This window comes from Nonomuraea sp. NPDC049750 (assembly GCF_040659625.1).
In the GTDB taxonomy this organism is placed as follows: Bacteria; Actinomycetota; Actinomycetes; order Streptosporangiales; family Streptosporangiaceae; genus Nonomuraea.
Window position 1 is genome coordinate 639,091 of the sequence record NZ_JBFANB010000004.1, and the last position, 15,937, is coordinate 655,027.

The 15,937-nt window shown below is 70.8% G+C and carries 13 protein-coding genes; 6 read left to right on the forward strand and 7 right to left on the reverse strand.

Annotated elements, in window-relative coordinates; translation table 11 throughout:
• Positions 1-24 precede the first annotated feature (24 nt).
• Positions 25-1,008, forward strand: coding sequence for a hypothetical protein (locus tag AB0J16_RS14815; RefSeq protein WP_358538759.1), 984 nt, complete (start codon positions 25-27; stop codon positions 1,006-1,008).
• 49 nt (positions 1,009-1,057) lie between these two features.
• Here the strand turns inward: AB0J16_RS14815 and AB0J16_RS14820 are convergent, their stop codons facing one another.
• The gene (locus AB0J16_RS14820; protein WP_358538762.1) at positions 1,058-1,318 is read right to left on the reverse strand and encodes a winged helix-turn-helix domain-containing protein; all 261 of its coding nucleotides are present in this window, start codon (positions 1,316-1,318) and stop codon (positions 1,058-1,060) included.
• Between the two features lie 93 nt (positions 1,319-1,411).
• On the opposite strand from AB0J16_RS14820, the gene AB0J16_RS14825 reads away from it, so the two are divergent.
• Positions 1,412-1,600, forward strand: coding sequence for a hypothetical protein (locus tag AB0J16_RS14825; protein ID WP_358538764.1), 189 nt, complete (start codon positions 1,412-1,414; stop codon positions 1,598-1,600).
• Between the two features lie 158 nt (positions 1,601-1,758).
• Complete coding sequence (locus AB0J16_RS14830) at positions 1,759-2,094, forward strand: hypothetical protein (RefSeq protein WP_358538766.1); 336 nt, start codon at positions 1,759-1,761, stop codon at positions 2,092-2,094.
• Between the two features lie 96 nt (positions 2,095-2,190).
• Here AB0J16_RS14830 and AB0J16_RS14835 read toward each other — a convergent pair whose 3' ends face one another.
• Positions 2,191-2,433 (reverse strand): hypothetical protein, encoded by a 243-nt coding sequence (locus tag AB0J16_RS14835; protein ID WP_358538769.1) that lies wholly within the window; start codon positions 2,431-2,433, stop codon positions 2,191-2,193.
• A gap of 1,570 nt (positions 2,434-4,003) precedes the next feature.
• The gene (locus AB0J16_RS14840; RefSeq protein WP_358538771.1) at positions 4,004-5,398 is read right to left on the reverse strand and encodes an MFS transporter; all 1,395 of its coding nucleotides are present in this window, start codon (positions 5,396-5,398) and stop codon (positions 4,004-4,006) included.
• Between the two features lie 84 nt (positions 5,399-5,482).
• On the opposite strand from AB0J16_RS14840, the gene AB0J16_RS14845 reads away from it, so the two are divergent.
• Positions 5,483-6,430 carry a LysR family transcriptional regulator gene (locus AB0J16_RS14845; protein WP_358538774.1) on the forward strand — a complete coding sequence of 316 codons (948 nt, stop codon included), beginning with the start codon at positions 5,483-5,485 and terminating at the stop codon, positions 6,428-6,430.
• A 33-nt stretch (positions 6,431-6,463) separates the two neighbouring features.
• Here the strand turns inward: AB0J16_RS14845 and AB0J16_RS14850 are convergent, their stop codons facing one another.
• The 3 genes from AB0J16_RS14850 to AB0J16_RS14860 all read right to left on the reverse strand — a co-directional run bounded on the left by AB0J16_RS14850 (position 6,464) and on the right by AB0J16_RS14860 (position 11,073).
• Complete coding sequence (locus AB0J16_RS14850) at positions 6,464-7,006, reverse strand: GNAT family N-acetyltransferase (RefSeq protein ID WP_358538776.1); 543 nt, start codon at positions 7,004-7,006, stop codon at positions 6,464-6,466.
• A gap of 21 nt (positions 7,007-7,027) precedes the next feature.
• Positions 7,028-8,026: a hypothetical protein gene (locus AB0J16_RS14855; protein ID WP_358538779.1), complete on the reverse strand. Its 999-nt coding sequence runs from the start codon at positions 8,024-8,026 to the stop codon at positions 7,028-7,030.
• A gap of 107 nt (positions 8,027-8,133) precedes the next feature.
• A complete protein-coding gene (locus AB0J16_RS14860) occupies positions 8,134-11,073 on the reverse strand; it encodes a bifunctional [glutamine synthetase] adenylyltransferase/[glutamine synthetase]-adenylyl-L-tyrosine phosphorylase (protein ID WP_358538781.1) in 2,940 nt (979 codons plus the stop codon).
• Between the two features lie 75 nt (positions 11,074-11,148).
• On the opposite strand from AB0J16_RS14860, the gene AB0J16_RS14865 reads away from it, so the two are divergent.
• Positions 11,149-11,670 (forward strand): HXXEE domain-containing protein, encoded by a 522-nt coding sequence (locus tag AB0J16_RS14865; RefSeq protein ID WP_358538784.1) that lies wholly within the window; start codon positions 11,149-11,151, stop codon positions 11,668-11,670.
• Positions 11,671-11,749: 79 nt separating this feature from the next.
• Here AB0J16_RS14865 and AB0J16_RS14870 read toward each other — a convergent pair whose 3' ends face one another.
• Complete coding sequence (locus AB0J16_RS14870) at positions 11,750-12,460, reverse strand: type 1 glutamine amidotransferase (RefSeq protein ID WP_358538786.1); 711 nt, start codon at positions 12,458-12,460, stop codon at positions 11,750-11,752.
• 54 nt (positions 12,461-12,514) lie between these two features.
• Here AB0J16_RS14870 and AB0J16_RS14875 point away from each other — a divergent pair, with 54 nt between their 5' ends.
• A complete protein-coding gene (locus tag AB0J16_RS14875) occupies positions 12,515-15,931 on the forward strand; it encodes a serine/threonine-protein kinase (protein ID WP_358538788.1) in 3,417 nt (1,138 codons plus the stop codon).
• Positions 15,932-15,937: the final 6 nt, after the last annotated feature.

Here is a 15,937-nt window from a genome sequence, read left to right on the forward strand (position 1 = left end):
ACCGTATGCGATCATCGAACGCTTATGGGCAAACTGACATGGTTTCCACTGCCGTTCGGGCTCGTCGTGGTCGTCGTCAACTTCTTCGCCGTCCGCGATGTGAAGGGGCGCCTTCCCACCGGCCCCGTCGAGGCGAACGAGCACATAGTGCCCCAGGCGATCGACGCCTTCATCCCCTTCGCTCAGGGGCGGATCGCCCTGCTCGGGGCCTTCTTCATCGCCGCCACCATGCTGTTCGGCCTCGTCGAGTTCGGATTGAGCCGCCGGCCCGCGGGCCTCATGCTCGGGACAGGCCTGCTGAGCGCCGCCTACATGGCCGCGATGCCAGTCGTCTACGTCCTCAACCCGGTCACCGGCTACGACGCGGAGTTTCTCGACCCGTCGGGCGGATACGCCACGATGCCCTTCGACATGGGCGCGCTGTCGCCGCCGTGGTACCTGCCGCTGCTCGGCTTGATCCTCGTCACCGCCGCGATCGCCCAACTCCTCGCGGTGCGCGGCGTCGTGCGCCGCGACACGGCCCTTCCACCTTCTTCCCCCTGGAACGCGTGGCTCCTCATGCTCCCGTTGGCGTTCCTCCTGGCCTTCGCCGCGGCCAACCTCGTGTCCGACCAGATCGCCCGCAGCGCGGCCCATCCCGGGTCCTTCTGGGAGGCCGACTACGCGCTACGCCTCATGTTGCAGATGTGGGCCTTCGCCGTCGTGCCCGCCGCCGGTCTGGCCCTGCACGGGATCCTCCTGCGCAGGCACGGCGTTCGCCCGCGCTCCCTGCTGCTCGTCGGCGTCTTCACGGTCGTCTACCTGTTGACGCTGCCACTCGTGGCTTGGGGCAATCTGCTGATGTACGCGGACGAGCAGTCAGGCTTCTCCGAGCACCTTCCCGGCTGGCGGGAGGAGGTCACCAACGGCATCCTCGCCGCCGCCGCCCTGGTCCAGCTCGCCACCGTCCCGCTGCTGGCTCGGCGCGGGAAAACCCAGATGACCGGCGCAGCCGCCGCCAGTAAGTGATCACCGTGTTGCGATGAATGCGCCGCAGTAGTTCCGGGCCGTTTCACGCCTAATGAGCCAGGCGATCCTCTGGGCGCGTGATGTAGGTCCCCTTCGCGGGCAACGTGACCACGAGTCCACGATCAGGGAATTCCTGTACAGCCCGCCTGATCGTGCCGAGCGCGACGCCGTACTCCTCGGCGAGGTCGCGCTCTCCGGGCAGCCTCGCGCCCGGCGAGAGTTCACCGGCCGTGATACGCGCGGCGATGTGGTCGGCTACCTGGACGTAGACGTAGCTGGGCCCAGCCGCTTCGGGGTCGAAAGCGGGCACGTTGCTGCTCAGCCGATCACCATAGAACTGTCCTGAGCGCGACCAGACGAGCGCACCGGATCACGTCGCAAGAGATCACCGCGGGGCGTGTGCATGACGGTAGATGCCCGCACCCTCGACGAGCTGGCCGACGCGCTCGACGACCAGGCGGCTGGTGGTCTGGCGTGGGTGCGTGTCACCGATCGCCTTGGACGACACCCTGTCGTGAAGGGGACGCACCGATTCCGCACTTGTGAGGCCGAGGAGCTGTGGTTGAAGATCCTGCTCGGTCAGGCCCGATAGACCGGCACGGCGGACACCTGGCCCACTCTTCGAGGCCGCGTCCCGGCAACCCCCCAGATCACGGGGGATGTGGACGACCGGAATGCTGCCGACGATAGGAGTCAGCCGAACGAGTCGAAGCCGACTCGCCAAGAGCTCGTCAAGAGAAGGAACCCCCCATGTCCCAAGAGACCGTCGGCGCCATCCCGACCATCGAAGCCGACGCCCACGCACCCGCCGACCGGACGGGTATCGCCGCCGACGAGGCTCACGGCCGCAACGAACACTTCAGCGCCGCAGGGGAGGTCATCCTCCGCGCGGCGCTGGCCGGGGTCACGCCGTTCACCCCGGTCACCGTCTCCATCACCGAGATCGACGCCAACGGTCACCCCTTCATCGGCGGCGCCCGCATGACCGTGCACAACGTCCGCGCCTTCGAGGACGGCGTCGACACCCGGGTCAGCATCGAGTTCGACCGGCCGCTGCAGGTCAGACTCAGCTACCTCTGGTCCTGACCGCACTCAAACTCTGGGAAAGGCCATCGGCTGCCCCCTGCAGCCGATGGCCATGCCGTTCGATCCCGGTCGGTACCCGCGTTCCGAGCGGGGCCTTCAGCCGGTCGAGTTCCTGTCCGTGCCGCGCGATGATCGCCCGATGAGCGTCAGCGCGCACATCACGGTTCCGGTGAGCGCGCCGACGATCAGCAGGATCACCAGCGGGTTGACGTATCCGGGTACCAGATCGGTCGTGGTTCCATCCCACCAATGGCACAGATGCCTGAGCGGAAACCATGTCCATGAGATGGACGGATCACCCAAAGGCTTGCCGACACGGTATTCGCTGGTGGGAGCCAACTCGAGAAATCGCCCAGCCCAGAATCCGTGCGCTTGACGTGCTCCTCACCCTGAAGAGGCGAGGATTCCTGTGCTGCTTACGCAGCAGTCCATGCCGTAGGCAGCACGAGCTGTGGAACAGGATGCTTGACGCTTCACCGACCCGCCTACCGGCAAGTCTCCACGTCCTGTCACCGCCCGCCCGGCGGCCTCGTCGTACCGATGAATCCAGAAAGTGATCTCACAGCCAGCTTGGTTATCGCTTGCCCGTTCGATCACAGAAACCTTACTGTAAGTGATCGAGACACCGCAAGCAGTTCCGATCACTGCACGCTCACGCCCCAAAGGGCACTCACGCGCAGGCCCACACCATCCCGCCTGAAGACGGGAGCACTGGCCCGCATCTCAGTAGACGATGAGCGCGCCGACAGTGGAGAGGAAGGCGACAGCGAACCAACGGGAAGCTCTCACAAATGCCCAACTTTATCCAACGCATCTCGCAGAACTACTGGAAACGGGATTTATGATCCCGGCCGACCGACTTTCCCGGCGCCACTTCCCGCGCACCCCGTACTGTCAAGACATGGGCACGACAGACGACGATGACGAGCAGAAAGAACACAGGCGCCGCAGCGCCTGTTTCGGCGAGGGTGGTAACTGGGAAGAGCGGAACGGGAAAAGCGGCAAAGAGCGCAAGTGGACCAAATACCGCGCTTGCGGGGGGAGCCGTTGGCAATGACCCACCCCCTCACCTGCCCCGAATGTCAAGGCACCGGCGCAGATCGGAGCATTCCCGGGTATGTGCTCAAATGCATGTGCTGCTACGGCAGAGGCGTCGTAAGCAATCCTGACGATCCAAAAGACAACCCTCGACCCGCGCCGACGGCACCACTCCCCGCGTGGCTGCATCCGGCGCTGGAGGGAACAGGGTTGTGCGGCTACTGTGTCGGCTCCGGCCTGGTCGCCCACGTCAACAAGGAGACCAGCCGTCTCACAGAAACACCCTGCCCAGTATGCGCGCCGGCGACGCCGCCCATCACCTTCTGAGCCGGATCTCTCCGAGGTCCTCGCCCGCCGTGGAGGCCGACCACGACGACCTGCTTGAGGGCAGCGTCTTCACGCCCCCTGAGCAGTCATACATATGTGCATGTTATGGGTGTACATGATGACTGACCGCGTGGAACCCGAGGAGACCTCAGTCACCGTGTCCGAACTGACGCGCAATGTCGCAGCCCTGATACGGCGAATGGAGCCGCACTCATAGCATTGTTCGAAGAATATGGGCCGGACCCCCAATGGGCCGAGTTGATCGAGGAGAGCCGGGAAGTCGTGTGGGGTGGCCGATGAAGGCCGCAAAGGTCCCTTTGAGCGCAAATGTCCTCTTCTCCCTAGAAAAGGGATTGCCTCTGGCGAAGGTGGTCGATCCGGACGACGACGTCGCCGTTTGGGTCGTGACCATCGGAGAACTCCAGCTTGGCCTGGAACGATCCGCCCGGCGTCCTGCCTGCGGTTCAGCAGTGACGGGACGTTGCCGGCGTTGACCGGCAACGTCGGTGCCAAGGGCGTCGCCCTGGTGGATGCGTCCGACAGCTCACTGCGACGGGATCGGGACAGGTTGTCGCGCTCGATCTACCGTCTGTCGGGCGCGGGACGCGACACCGTAGCAGGCGCAGGTCAGTGCGGTCAGGATGGCGGCCACCGGCAGAGGGTGGGACAGGCCGCCGAGTACGGCCACGCCGAGCGTCGCGCCGACCTGGCGGGAGGCGTTGAGGACGCCGCCCGCCGTGCCCGCCGTACCGGCCGGTGCGCTGGTGAGGATGCCGGCCATCAGTGCGGGCAGTACGAACGACAGCCCGAAGCCCATCACGACCAGCCATGGCGCCAGGTAGTCGGTGAGCGAGACACCGGCCAGGCCGGTCGCCAGCAGGGCGAGGCCGCCGAGGATCGGGGAGCGGGGGCCGTAGCGGGCCACCAGACGGCCGGTGAGCAGCGGGTTCACCGTCATCGGTAGCGTGAGCGGCAGGAAGGCGAGCCCCGTGGCCAGCGGGGTCAGGTGGCGGGTGTCCTGCAGGAAGAGGGTCAGGACGAACAGGGCGCCGGAGAAGGCGAAGTTCGCCACCATGCCCGCGAGCAGTTCCGGCCAGGTCACCGCGAGCAAGCCGCCGGGCAGGACCGGAGGCAGGACGGGGGCGTGACTGCGGCGCCCTGCGAACAGCCCGCGGCGCCCCACGACGGGTGGGCGGCGGCCCGCGCGCACCTCTCCTCGCTCCACGAATGCCGGGCGGCGATCCGCGAGCACCTTTCGTCGCTCCACGATCACCAGCACGGCGAGGGCGACCACGGCCGACACCCCGGCGACAGGCGACGAGTCGATCAGGGCTTCGGCGAGCAGGCCGAGGACCACGCAGGCCAGCGCCTGCACCCACCAGTCGATGAGCCGATGCCCCCGGGGTGAGCGCACCCTTCGCATGGCCAGCAGGCTGATCAGGGCGATGGGCGGGTTGAGCAGGAAGACGGCCCGCCAGCCGTACTGGTCGACCAGGAGGCCGCCCAGCAGGGGGCCCGCGGCCAGGGCGGTGCCGGTGATGGCGGCCCACAGGCCGGTGGCGCGGGCGCGGGCGGCCGGGTCGGGGAAGAGTTCGGGCAGGAGGGCGAGTGAGCCGCCCGTACAGAGCGCTCCCGCCACGCCGAGCAGGGCGCGCGCCGCGACCAGCGCGCCGAGATGGGGCGCCGCGGCGCTCAGCAGTGAGATCACGCCGAAGACCGCCACACCGATCTTGAAGATCCGGGCGGCGCCGTACCGGTCGGCGACCGCTCCCCCGGTGAGCAGGGACGCGGCGAAGGCGACGGTGTAGGCGTTCACCACCCATTGCTGTCCGGCCAGTGAGCCGCCGAGGGAGGTACGGAGGTCGGGCAGGGCGATCGTGAGCACGGTCGTGTCGAGGATCACCAAGAAGTAGGCCAGGGAGAAACCGAACATCTTCATGCCCCGAAGCCTGCTAAAGCAGCATATTTCCCCTCAACAGGCGCGGCCGCAGGGGGCGTTCGGGAAAACCGTATGCTTGGCCGAATGGATCTGCGTCAGTTGCGGGGGTTTGTGGCGGTAGCGGGGGCGGGCACCGTCACCGGCGCCGCGAACAACCTCGGTCTCGCCCCTGCCTCGGTGTCCGAACAGGTGCGCAGGCTGGAAGACAGCCTCGGCGTCGCGCTCTTCGAGCGCACGCCCCAGGGCATGCGCCTGACCGGCCCAGGGGCCACCCTGCTCACCCGCGCGCAGGGCCTGCTCGACCATGCGGACGAGGTACGGCGGGCGGTGACGGGCGAACGCCGCCAGGTCCGGATCGGGGCGCTGGAGATGTTGGCCGCGGCCAAACTACCGGTCATCGTCCGCCGCCTGTCGCAGCGCCACCCCGACCTGGACGTGGAGGTGCGCTCATACACCAGGCAGGCGTTGCTTTCCGAGGTGGCCTGTGGCGAGCTGGACGCGGCGCTCCTGCTCGATTCCGGTCCGCGGATCGGCGGGCTGGGGTTCGCCCCGCCGCTCGACCTGGACTTTCTGGACGTGGACGAGGTCAAGCTGCTGCTGGTCGCGGCTCCGGATGGTGATCGGGAGACGCTGCTGGTGAGCGCGCCGGGGTGTTCGATCCGGCTGGCGGCCGATCAGCTCTTCGGCACGCAGGTGCCGCGCAGGGAGCTGACCAGCATCGCCATGGCACGTGAGTGGGCCAGGCAGGGGTTCGGCAGGGCGCTGCTGCCCGACTTCGCGCTGGAGGCGCACTTGACCGCCGGCACACTGGTCCCGCTCGACTTCGCGACAGAGACGGACCGCCCCTCCGGCACACTCACCCCGCTCGACTTCGCGTCGGAGACGGACCCCGCCCCTGGCACGCTGAGCCCGCTCGGCTCCGCGCCGGAGATGGGCCCCGCCTCCGACGCGCCGACCCTGGCTCTGCGGCTGGTCTGGCTGCGCAGCCGCGAGGCCGCCCTGCGCGACGTGCTCTACGCGATGAGCGCCTGACCCCCGACCAGACCACCCATAAGCCGGTACGTACTACGCCATGAGCGCCTGACCGCGCCTGAGCCGGTACAGGACGTGCGGCCGTTGCGGGCTGTCCGCCGGAACCCGCGGGTGATAGAAGTCGTCAGCTATGTCACGGGTCATGCCCAGCCGTTCCATGACCTTGCGCGAGCGGGTGTTCCCCACGGTCGTGATGGAGACGATCTCGTCCAGCCCCGCCACGTCGAACCCATACCGTACGGCCTCCCGGGCCGCCTCGATCGCGTACCCGTGCCCCCACGCCGCCTTGGCCAGCCGCCAGCCCACCTCGACCGCCGGGGTGAACGGCGCCTCGAACGTCTGCAGGACCAGCCCGGTGAACCCGATGAACTCGCCGCTCTCGCGCACCTCCAGCGCCCACAGCCCGTACCCGTGGGCCTCGAAGCCCGCCTCGATCCTGTCGACGAAGCCGTCGCTCTCCGACCTGGTCATCAGGGCCGGGAAGTGCTCCATGACCTCGGCGTCGGCGTTCATCGCCGCGAACGGTTCCCTGTCGTCGTCGCGCCATCTGCGCATGATGAGCCGTTCTGTCTCCATCGGCTCAACACTAGCCCAGATCTAACGACGGCCACGGAGGCCGGTGAGGCGGCGGAGCAGGTCCCACCAGAACGACGCGCCGAACAGCAACGCCACGAACGTCAGCGCATAGCCGGGCCAGTGGCTGAGCGTGGTGAGGCGGTCCCACCAGGCGGCGCCGTTCCAGTGGATGCTCGGGTCGCCCTCGGCCGGGATCGCGATGTTGACGATCGCATGGTCGAACACCATGACCAGCGCGGGCTGGCTCAGCGTCTCAGTGATGCACGGCATCGGGTTGGACTGCGCGCACCGCTCCTTGAGCTCGCTGTAGGCGTCGGGCCCCGCCTCGGCCACGGCCGTCACCGAGGCGCGGAAGGCGTTGTCGCGCAGCAGGGTCTTGGCGTACTCGAACCCGTCCATCGTGAACAGCAGCACCACCACCACGCCGAGCAGGGCGACCACCCACTTGACGTAGCGCTTGTAGAGCATCGACAGCCGCTGCATCTCGCCGTCGAACCACGTCTCCACACCCTGCCGGAAGCGGTCCATGTCGCGCTGCGCGGTGTCCCACACGCCCTTGAGATGGCCGTAGAGCGGGCTGCCCATCGCCTTGAGCTTGGCCAGCAGCCCCTCGACACCGTCCTTCTCGCCGGCGGCCATCTCCATCAGGGCCACCGCGAAGCGCTCCGGCGGGATGTTGGCGATGCTGGTGCGGCCCCGCTTCGGGTGGTCGATCTCCTGGACCCGCTGGTAGAGCAGCTGCGTCACGGCGTCGTCGGCCTTGGTCTCCTGCTCGGGCGCCTGGGCCGCCTCGACCGGGGCCGGCTGGTCGCTGTGGGCGGGCCGTGGATCACGGATGAACGGCAGCCGCGCGAACACGTCGGCCACCTTGGCCGGCAACCACGACTTCCCCTGCGCGTCGCTGCCGTCCATGGTGTCGCGCAGATAGGCCCACAGGAACTTGCTGCGGATGCCCAGCAGCCGTACGAAAGCCTCGTTCAGCCCGCTCACCAGCAGCGACAGCAGGAGGAACGCCAGCACCAGACCTAACGCGAGATCAACGTAAATGGAAAGCAAAATGGATCACCCCGCGCCTTGATACACCCGCCAGGGCCCGCCCGCACGGCCCGCAACCAACCTGTTACGGGTCAGGAACCGTAGAAGACCCGGTCGACCACTTGGCGGGCCCGCCGGGTCACCCGGCGGTAGTCGTCGAGGAAGTCCTCCGAGCCCTCCGGCGGATAACCGAGGATGCGCGCGATGAGCCTGCGCTCCCTGACGTCGGCCGGGACGCTGTCGCCGGGACGGCCCTTGACCAGCATGAGCGCGTCCCTGACGCGCGAGGCGAAGCGCCAGGCCGCCGCCAGTACGGCCGCGTCGGGGGCCGCGAGCAGGCCCTCCCCCTCAGCCGCGCGCAGCGCCTCCAAGGTACGGGTGGTCCGCAGCGCGGGGTGTCCGGCCGCGAAGCGGAGCTGCAGCAGCTGCGCCACCCACTCGACGTCCGACAGGCCACCGGGGCCCAGCTTGGTGTGCAGGGCGGGATCGGCGCCGCGTGGCAGCCGCTCCGCCTCCATGCGGGCCTTGAGCCGCCTGATCTCGCGTACGACGTCGTCGGACAGGCCTTCGGGCGGGTAACGCAGGTCGTCGATCACGGCGACGAACGCGGCGCCCAGCGCGGCGTCACCGGCCGAGAAGCGGGCCCGCAGCAGCGCCTGCGCCTCCCAAGGGGACGACCAGCGCGCGTAATAGGCCTGGTAGGAGGCCAGCGTACGGACGAGCGGGCCCTGCCTGCCCTCGGGGCGCAGGTCGGGGTCGATGAGCAGCGGCGGGTCGGGGGCGGGGAGGGCGAGCAGGCGGCGCAGCTCGTTGGCGACCGCGTACGCGGCGTCGGTGGCGTCGCGTTCGGAGGCGCCGGGCACGGGCGAGTGTACGAACATCACGTCGGCGTCGCTGGCGTAGGAGGACTCCATGCCGCCGAGCCGTCCCATGGCGATCACCGCGAACCTGGTCGGCAGCGCCCCCCGCCGCTCCACCTCGACCTTGCCGATCGCCACGTCCAGCGCGGCCTGGATGGTCACGTCGTTCAGCGACGACAGCGCCACCCCCACCTGCTCAATGCTCATAAGTCCGGAAATGTCGGCCACGGCCGTACGGAACAGCTCCCTGCGCCGCAGCGCACGTACCGCCGCCACCGCCGACTCCATGTCCGACCCGTGCCTCGACACGGCGGCCGAGGCCTCCTTCAGCAGCGCGTCCGGCGAGCGCGCGGCCAGGTCCTCGTCGGAGCCCAGCAGCCCGACGGCGTCGGGCGCGTTCAGCAGCAGCCCGGTCGCGTAGCGGCTGCTGCCGAGCACCCGCGCCATCCGCGCCGCCACGGCCGTCTCGTCGCGCAGCAGCCGCAGGTACCACGGCGTGGTGCCGAGCTTGTCGCTCACCTGGCGGAAGCCGAGCAGCCCGGCGTCCGGGTCGGGCGTGTCGGCGAACCAGCCGAGCATGACCGGCAGCAGCGTCCGCTGGATCGCCGCCCGCCGCGAGACGCCCGTGGTCAGTGCGGCGATGTGGCGCAGGGCGCCGTTGGGGTCGACGTAGCCGAGCGCCGCCAGCCGGGCGGCCGCCGCGATGGTGGACAGCCGGGCCTCCGACTCGGGCAGCCGGGCCACGGCCTGCAGCAGCGGCCGGTAGAACAGCTTCTCGTGCAGCCGCCGCGCCTCCCTCGCGTGGCGCCGCCACCTGGCGGTGAACTCCCCCACCGGGTCGGCGTGCATGCCGAGCGCGCGCCCCAGCCGCCGTAGGTCGTCGGGGTCCGACGGCAGGACGTGCGTACGGCGCAGCCGGTGCAGCTGCAGCAGGTGCTCGACCTGGCGCAGGAAGGTGTACGCCTCGGCCAGCCCGCGTGAGTCGTCACGGCCCACGTAGCCGCCGCGGGAGAGCGCGGCCAGGGCCGGCAGGGTGGCCTTGCGCCGCAGCAGCGGATCCTGCCGCCCGTGCACCAGCTGCAGCAGCTGCACCGCGAACTCGATGTCACGCAGCCCGCCGGGGCCGAGCTTGATCTGCCGCTCGCCCTCGGCCCGTACGTGGGACTCGACGCGGCGGCGCATGGCCTGCACGTCCTCGACGAAGTGCTCCCGGGTCGCGGCCGACCAGACGAACTCGTTGACCGCCTCGACATAGGCCGAGCCCAGCACCAGGTCGCCCGCCACCGGCCGCGCCTTGAGCAGCGCCTGGAACTCCCAGGTCTTGGCCCAGCGCCGGTAGTAGGCCAGATGGCTGGCCAGCGTGCGGACCAGCGGCCCCGCGCGGCCCTCGGGCCGCAGCCCGGCGTCGACCTCCCACAGCGCGCCCTCGGGAGTGGTCGCCGTGCAGGCCCGCATCATGGCCTGGGCCAGGCGGGTGGCACCGCGCAGGGCCGCCGTCTCGTCGGCGCCTTCGCGCGGCTCGGCCACGAAGATCACGTCAACGTCGCTGATGTAGTTGAGCTCCCTGGCGCCCTGCTTGCCCATGCCGACCACCGCCAGCCGTACGTCGCTCGCGTCGACCTCGGCCCGCGCGATGGCCAGCGCGGCCTCCAGCGCCGCGCCCGCGAGGTCGGACAGCTCGGCGGTGACGTCGGGCAGCCCGATCTGCCCGGTGAGGTCGCGGGCGGCCAGATGCAGCAGCCGCCCGCGGTAGGCGACCCGCAGCGCCACCAGCGCGCCGGGATCCGACGCGGTGGGCTCGTCCTGCTCCGGCTCGGCGCCGACGGCGCGCAGCAACTCGGCCCGCGCGTCTCCCAGCTCGGGCAGGGCCAGCAGCCCCACCTGCTCGGGATGGCGTACGAGGTGCTCCCCCAAGGCGGCGCTCACCCCGAGCACCGCGAGCACCCTGCCCTGGAGGTCTTCGTCGGCGCGCAGCGTGTCGAGCACGCGGGGCTCACGCTCGGCCAGGCGGGTCAGTGAGGCGAGCGCCAGATCGGGGTCGGACACGGCTACCAGTCCTTTGAGCAGGTCGTCCAGCTCTGCCCCCGACTGTCGTACCAGGGTCGCGGCCCGCGCGCCGTCGGCGAAGCCGAGCTTGGCCAGGCGGGCGGCGGTGGACTCGATCCTCGGCACCACCCCATCTTGACAGCCCGCCACCCCTGAAGCCTAAAGTGGAACGCAACGTTGCGTTGTGTTTTGGGGGTCGGAATGGACGGCGTGCCGGCGACGGTGACGTGGGGGCTGCTCGCGGCCTGGGCGGCGCACGACGCGGAGGAACTGGCCACGATGGCCCGCTGGACCCGCGAGCACCGGCCCGAGCTGGAGCGGCGCTACCCACGGGTCCCGTGGCAGCGGCTGGAGATGTCCCAGCGGCAGGTGAACGTGGCGATCGGGCTCATGGGCGGCGTCATGGCCGGGGCGTCGGCCATGGGGGCGCGCACCGGAGGACGCAGCCCGGTGTTCCAGGCGGTGCTGGCCGGGTTCGGGCTGCACGGGGTGGGGCATCTGGTGCAGTCGGCGCTCGCGCGCGGCTACACGCCCGGCGTGGTGACAGCGCCGGTGGTGGTGATCCCGTTCACGGTGTGGGCGTGGCGGCGACTCAAGGCGTCAGGGGTGCCGACGGCGGGCGCCGGGTCGGCCCTGGCCGGGCTGGCCGCGCTGCCGCTCGTCCTGGGCGGCGTCCACGCACTCGCCCACGCGCTCACCCGGCCCCGTACCGGCCGCCGGTAACCCATCCGGCACGGCGGCCGGTGCGCGCGGACGTCAGCCGACGCAGACCAGGAACAGCCAGCGCGCGTCAGGGAACGACTCAGGACATGCCCTGAACCGGCTCGAGGTCCGCCCCCGCCCTGTCGGCGACCAGGCGCCCGAACGCCTCGGCCAACGGCCGCCAGGTGGCGATGAGCGCCTCCTCGGCCGCGCCGACCGCCGCGTTCAGCTCGCCGGCCGCGCCGAGGCCCGAGGCCGTGGTCCACGAGGTGAAGATCTCCGGCGTGGCCTCGGGGTGGAACTGCACCGCCCAGGCCGCCGTGCCGAGCCGGTACGCCTGGTTCGGGTACGGTGTGCCCGTCATCAGCGGCACCGCCCCGTCGGGCAGCTGGGCTATCACGTCCTGGTGGAACTGGACGGCGACGGCCGTAGAGACACCGGACAGCAGCGGATCGGCGGCCGCGGCGGGCAGCGCGACCACCTCGCAGACGCCCACCTCCAGCCCCTCGCCGCCCCGCTCCACGGTGCCGCCGCAGGCCAGGGTCATCAGCTGCGCGCCGAGGCAGATGGCCAGCGTGGGCGTACCGTCCTCGACGGAGCGGGCCAGCAGGTCACGGGTGGCGGGCAGCCACGGGCAGCGATCGTCCTCCCACGCCGCCGTCTCCCCACCGAGCACGATCAGCCCGTCGGCGGCGCGCTCGGGAACCTCCTCGCCCAAGTACGGGCGTACGACGTCGCAGACCGGCCCCAGCCAGTCGCCCAGGTAGCCGAGAGTCGCGTCTGCCTCGTGCTCAATGACCGTAATCCTCATAAGGAGTAATTTATCCGCCCAAACTTTCTCCAAGCCGCATGCATCCAACTGCCCGTGGACAAGTTGATCGACGGGGATCCCCAGCGGCTGGGCAACTACTGGCTGGCCGGGCGGCTAGGCACGGGCGGCCAGGGCGTGGTCTACGAGGGCTACGCAGAGGACGGCCGCCGGGTGGCGATCAAGGTGCTGCACGGCGACCAGTCGGCGCAACTGGCCAGGGAGGCGACCGCGGCGCGCCGGGTGGCCGCGTTCTGCACCGCGAGCGTCCTGGAAGCCGAACTGGAGGGGCCCAGGCCGTACATCGTCAGCGAGTACGTCCAGGGCCCCAGCCTGCGCAAGGCCGTCACGGAGGGACGTCGCTTCGGCGGCGGCGAGCTGCACCGGCTGGCCACGGCCGTGGCGACCGCGCTGACCGCCATCCACGACGCCGGGGTGATCCACCGCGACCTGAAGCCCGACAACGTGCTGCTCGGTCCCGACGGGCCGCGGGTGATCGACTTCGGCGTGGCGCGGACCGCGGAGATGTCGCTCACCGCGACGGGCCTGGTGACGGGCACGCCCACGTACATGGCGCCCGAGGTATTCGGCGGGCAGCGGGCCGGGACGCCCGCCGACGTGTTCGCCTGGGGCGCGATCATGGTCTACGCGGCGAGCGGCACCGACCCGTTCGAAGCCGAGAACCTGGGCGCGGTCATGCATCGGGTGCTGTCGGCCCGGCCCGACCTGGGCGTCCTGCCCGCCACGCTGCGCCCGCTGGTGGCCGCGGCGCTCAGCAAGGACCCGCTGGAGCGCCCGTCCGCGCGCGAGCTGCTGCTGGCCCTGGTGAGCGCCGAGGGCGGCCTCGACACCGGCCTGCTGCTCGCCGCCGGCGGCAGGGAGGCCGCGCGGGTGGGCGCCCCCGCCCACGATCCCGCGCTGGGCACGCTGGCCGAGGAGGCGTACGCGCTGCTGTCCGCTGAGGAGCGCGAACTCGCGCCCGAGGTCTTCCTCCGGCTGATCACGGTGAGCGAGCAGGGCGGCCTCGCGGTACGGCGGGCCGAGCTGGCCGAACTCGTCGAGGGCCGGCCGCTGCCCGAGGTCTCGTCGGTCACCCGGATCCTGGAGGTGTTCGGCTACCTGCTGTCCAGGGAAGGCGAGGAGGTCTGGCTGGCCCGCCCCGCCCTGCCCCTCGCCTGGCCGCGCTTTCGCCGCTGGGTCGAGGCCAACCGGGACGGCCTGGCCGTACACAAGGAGATCCTGACCGCCGCGCAGCGGTGGGCTCGGGCCGGGCGCAGGGACGGCGACCTGTTGCAGGGCAGCAGTCTGGAGAACGCGCTGCGGTGGGCGGCCACCGCCCGCAGGAACATCACCCTGTCCACCGCCGAACGCGACTTCCTCGACGCGGGCGCCGGTCTGACCAGGCGCAGGAGCAGGCGGACCAGACTCGTCTCCATCAGCCTGGCGGCCCTGCTGGTGATCTCGCTGCTCGCGACCGGCCTGGCCGTCCAGCAGAGCGCGCTCGCCGATGAGCGGGCCGATCGGATCGCCGCGCAGCGCGACCAGGCGGAGGCGGCGCGGCTGGCGCAGTTCGCGGGCACGCTGCGCAAGAGCGACCCGAGGGCGGCGATGCTGCTGAGCGTGGCCGCCTGGCGGCTGGACCGAACCCCGCAGACCAGGGCCGCGCTGACCGCTTCGCTGGCGCAGCGCGAGGTCGCCGCCTTCAGGGACCCCGCCGCCTCGGGTGACGCGCTGCGGTTGCTGAGCCACGACGGCAGGACGCTGGCCAGCGTGAGCGACGACGCGGTCAGGCTCTGGGACGTACGCACCGGCAAGCGGAGCGGCGGCATCGGCCGGCTCGGCCTGGCGGGCGAGCGGCCGCTGACCGCCGCCCTCTCCCCCACCGGCCGGAACCTGCTGGTGGTCACCAACAAGCGGGCGCGGGTATGGGACCTGCGCACCGGCAAGGCCGCCGGGACGTGGACGTTCGGCCATGACGTGGGCGACGACACGGGCACACCGGTCGGCGTCCGGTACGGGACGACCGACCGGTACGCGCTGATCATCCTCGACCAGTACGAATACACCTGGGACCTGCGGACCGGCACCCGGGCGAAGAGCCCGCTCGCCACTCGCCCGGTCGTCTCACCCGACGGCAAGTCGGCGGTGCGGCTCGTGGGCGGAAAGCTGCGGATCACGTACCGCCCGGGCGGACAGACGGAGAATCTCGGGAACGAAGTGGACATCTGGAACGGCGGCGCGGTGACCTTCAGCGCCGACGGGCGGCTGCTCGCCTCGGCGACCGGGCAGGACATCCAGGTCTGGCGGGCATACGACCGGCTGCTCACCACGCTGACCCTGCCCGGCGGCACTGAGGACGATTCCGTGCCGCTGCCTCAGGTCGGCTTCGACGGCCACACCCTGCGCTATCTCAGCGAGGACCGCGTCCTCACCGTGGACCTGAGCGACTTCGCGGTGCGCGCGCCGAAACAGGCGCCCTCGTGGTCGTGGGCGAAGTTCGGTCCCGGCGCGCGGCAGGTCCTGAGCTCCGAGGACGGCTACCAGGTCTTCCTCGCCGACCCGCGCGGGTCACTCGGCGCCCCGGTGATGAAGAGGCCCGATTCCGACCCGGCGGACGCCGCGGCGATCAGCCCCGACGGGCGGCTGGCCGCGGTGGGCGGCATCAGCGGGTTCACGGTCCTCGACAGCGGCACGCGGCGCACGCTCGCGCAGGCGGCGCCCCGCGGCGACCTGGCGGAATACGAGACCACTTTCCTGGCCTTCAGCCCCGACGGCACGAAGCTGGCCACCGGGCTGGAGTACAGCGACCAGGACGTGTCCCGCCGCTACGCGGTGAGCGTCTGGGACTGGAAATCGAAGCGCCAGCTGTGGTCGGCGAAGGTGGGCAAGGTACGTGACGCCGACTTCTCCCCCGACGGCAAAGTACTGGCGGTGGGGTCCAGCGAGCAGTACCTGTTCGACGCGGCGTCGGGCCGGCGGCTGGGCAAGCCGTTCGGGGGCACCGGCCAGGGCACGACCGTCACCGACGTGGTCTTCACCCACGACGGCAGGTCACTGGCGGTGGCGGACTCCCGCGGTCGCGTGAGCGTCTACGACACCGCCACCGGGAAGCGGGCCCGCCAGGCCGCCCTGGGCCGGCTCGAGGGCGGGGACGTCGCGGTCAGGTCACCCAGCGAGGACGTGCTGGCGCTGGTCACGCGCGACCACCGTTTACGGCTCGTCGACCTGGCCGCCGGCGCGGACCTGGGCACTCTCGACGACGGCGACAGCAGCAACGGCGACCTTTACGGCCCGGCGTTCACCGTCGACGGCTCGGGAGTGCTCACCCTGGACGAGGCAGGAGCCCTACGCGAGCGGCCGGTCGAGCCGGGCAGGATGGTGGCCGCGATCTGCGCCCGCGCCGGCCGGTCGCTGAGCCCCGGCGAGTGGCGAAGCTTCGTGCCAGGACTGCCCTACCAGAAGGTTTGTCCTTAAGATCCG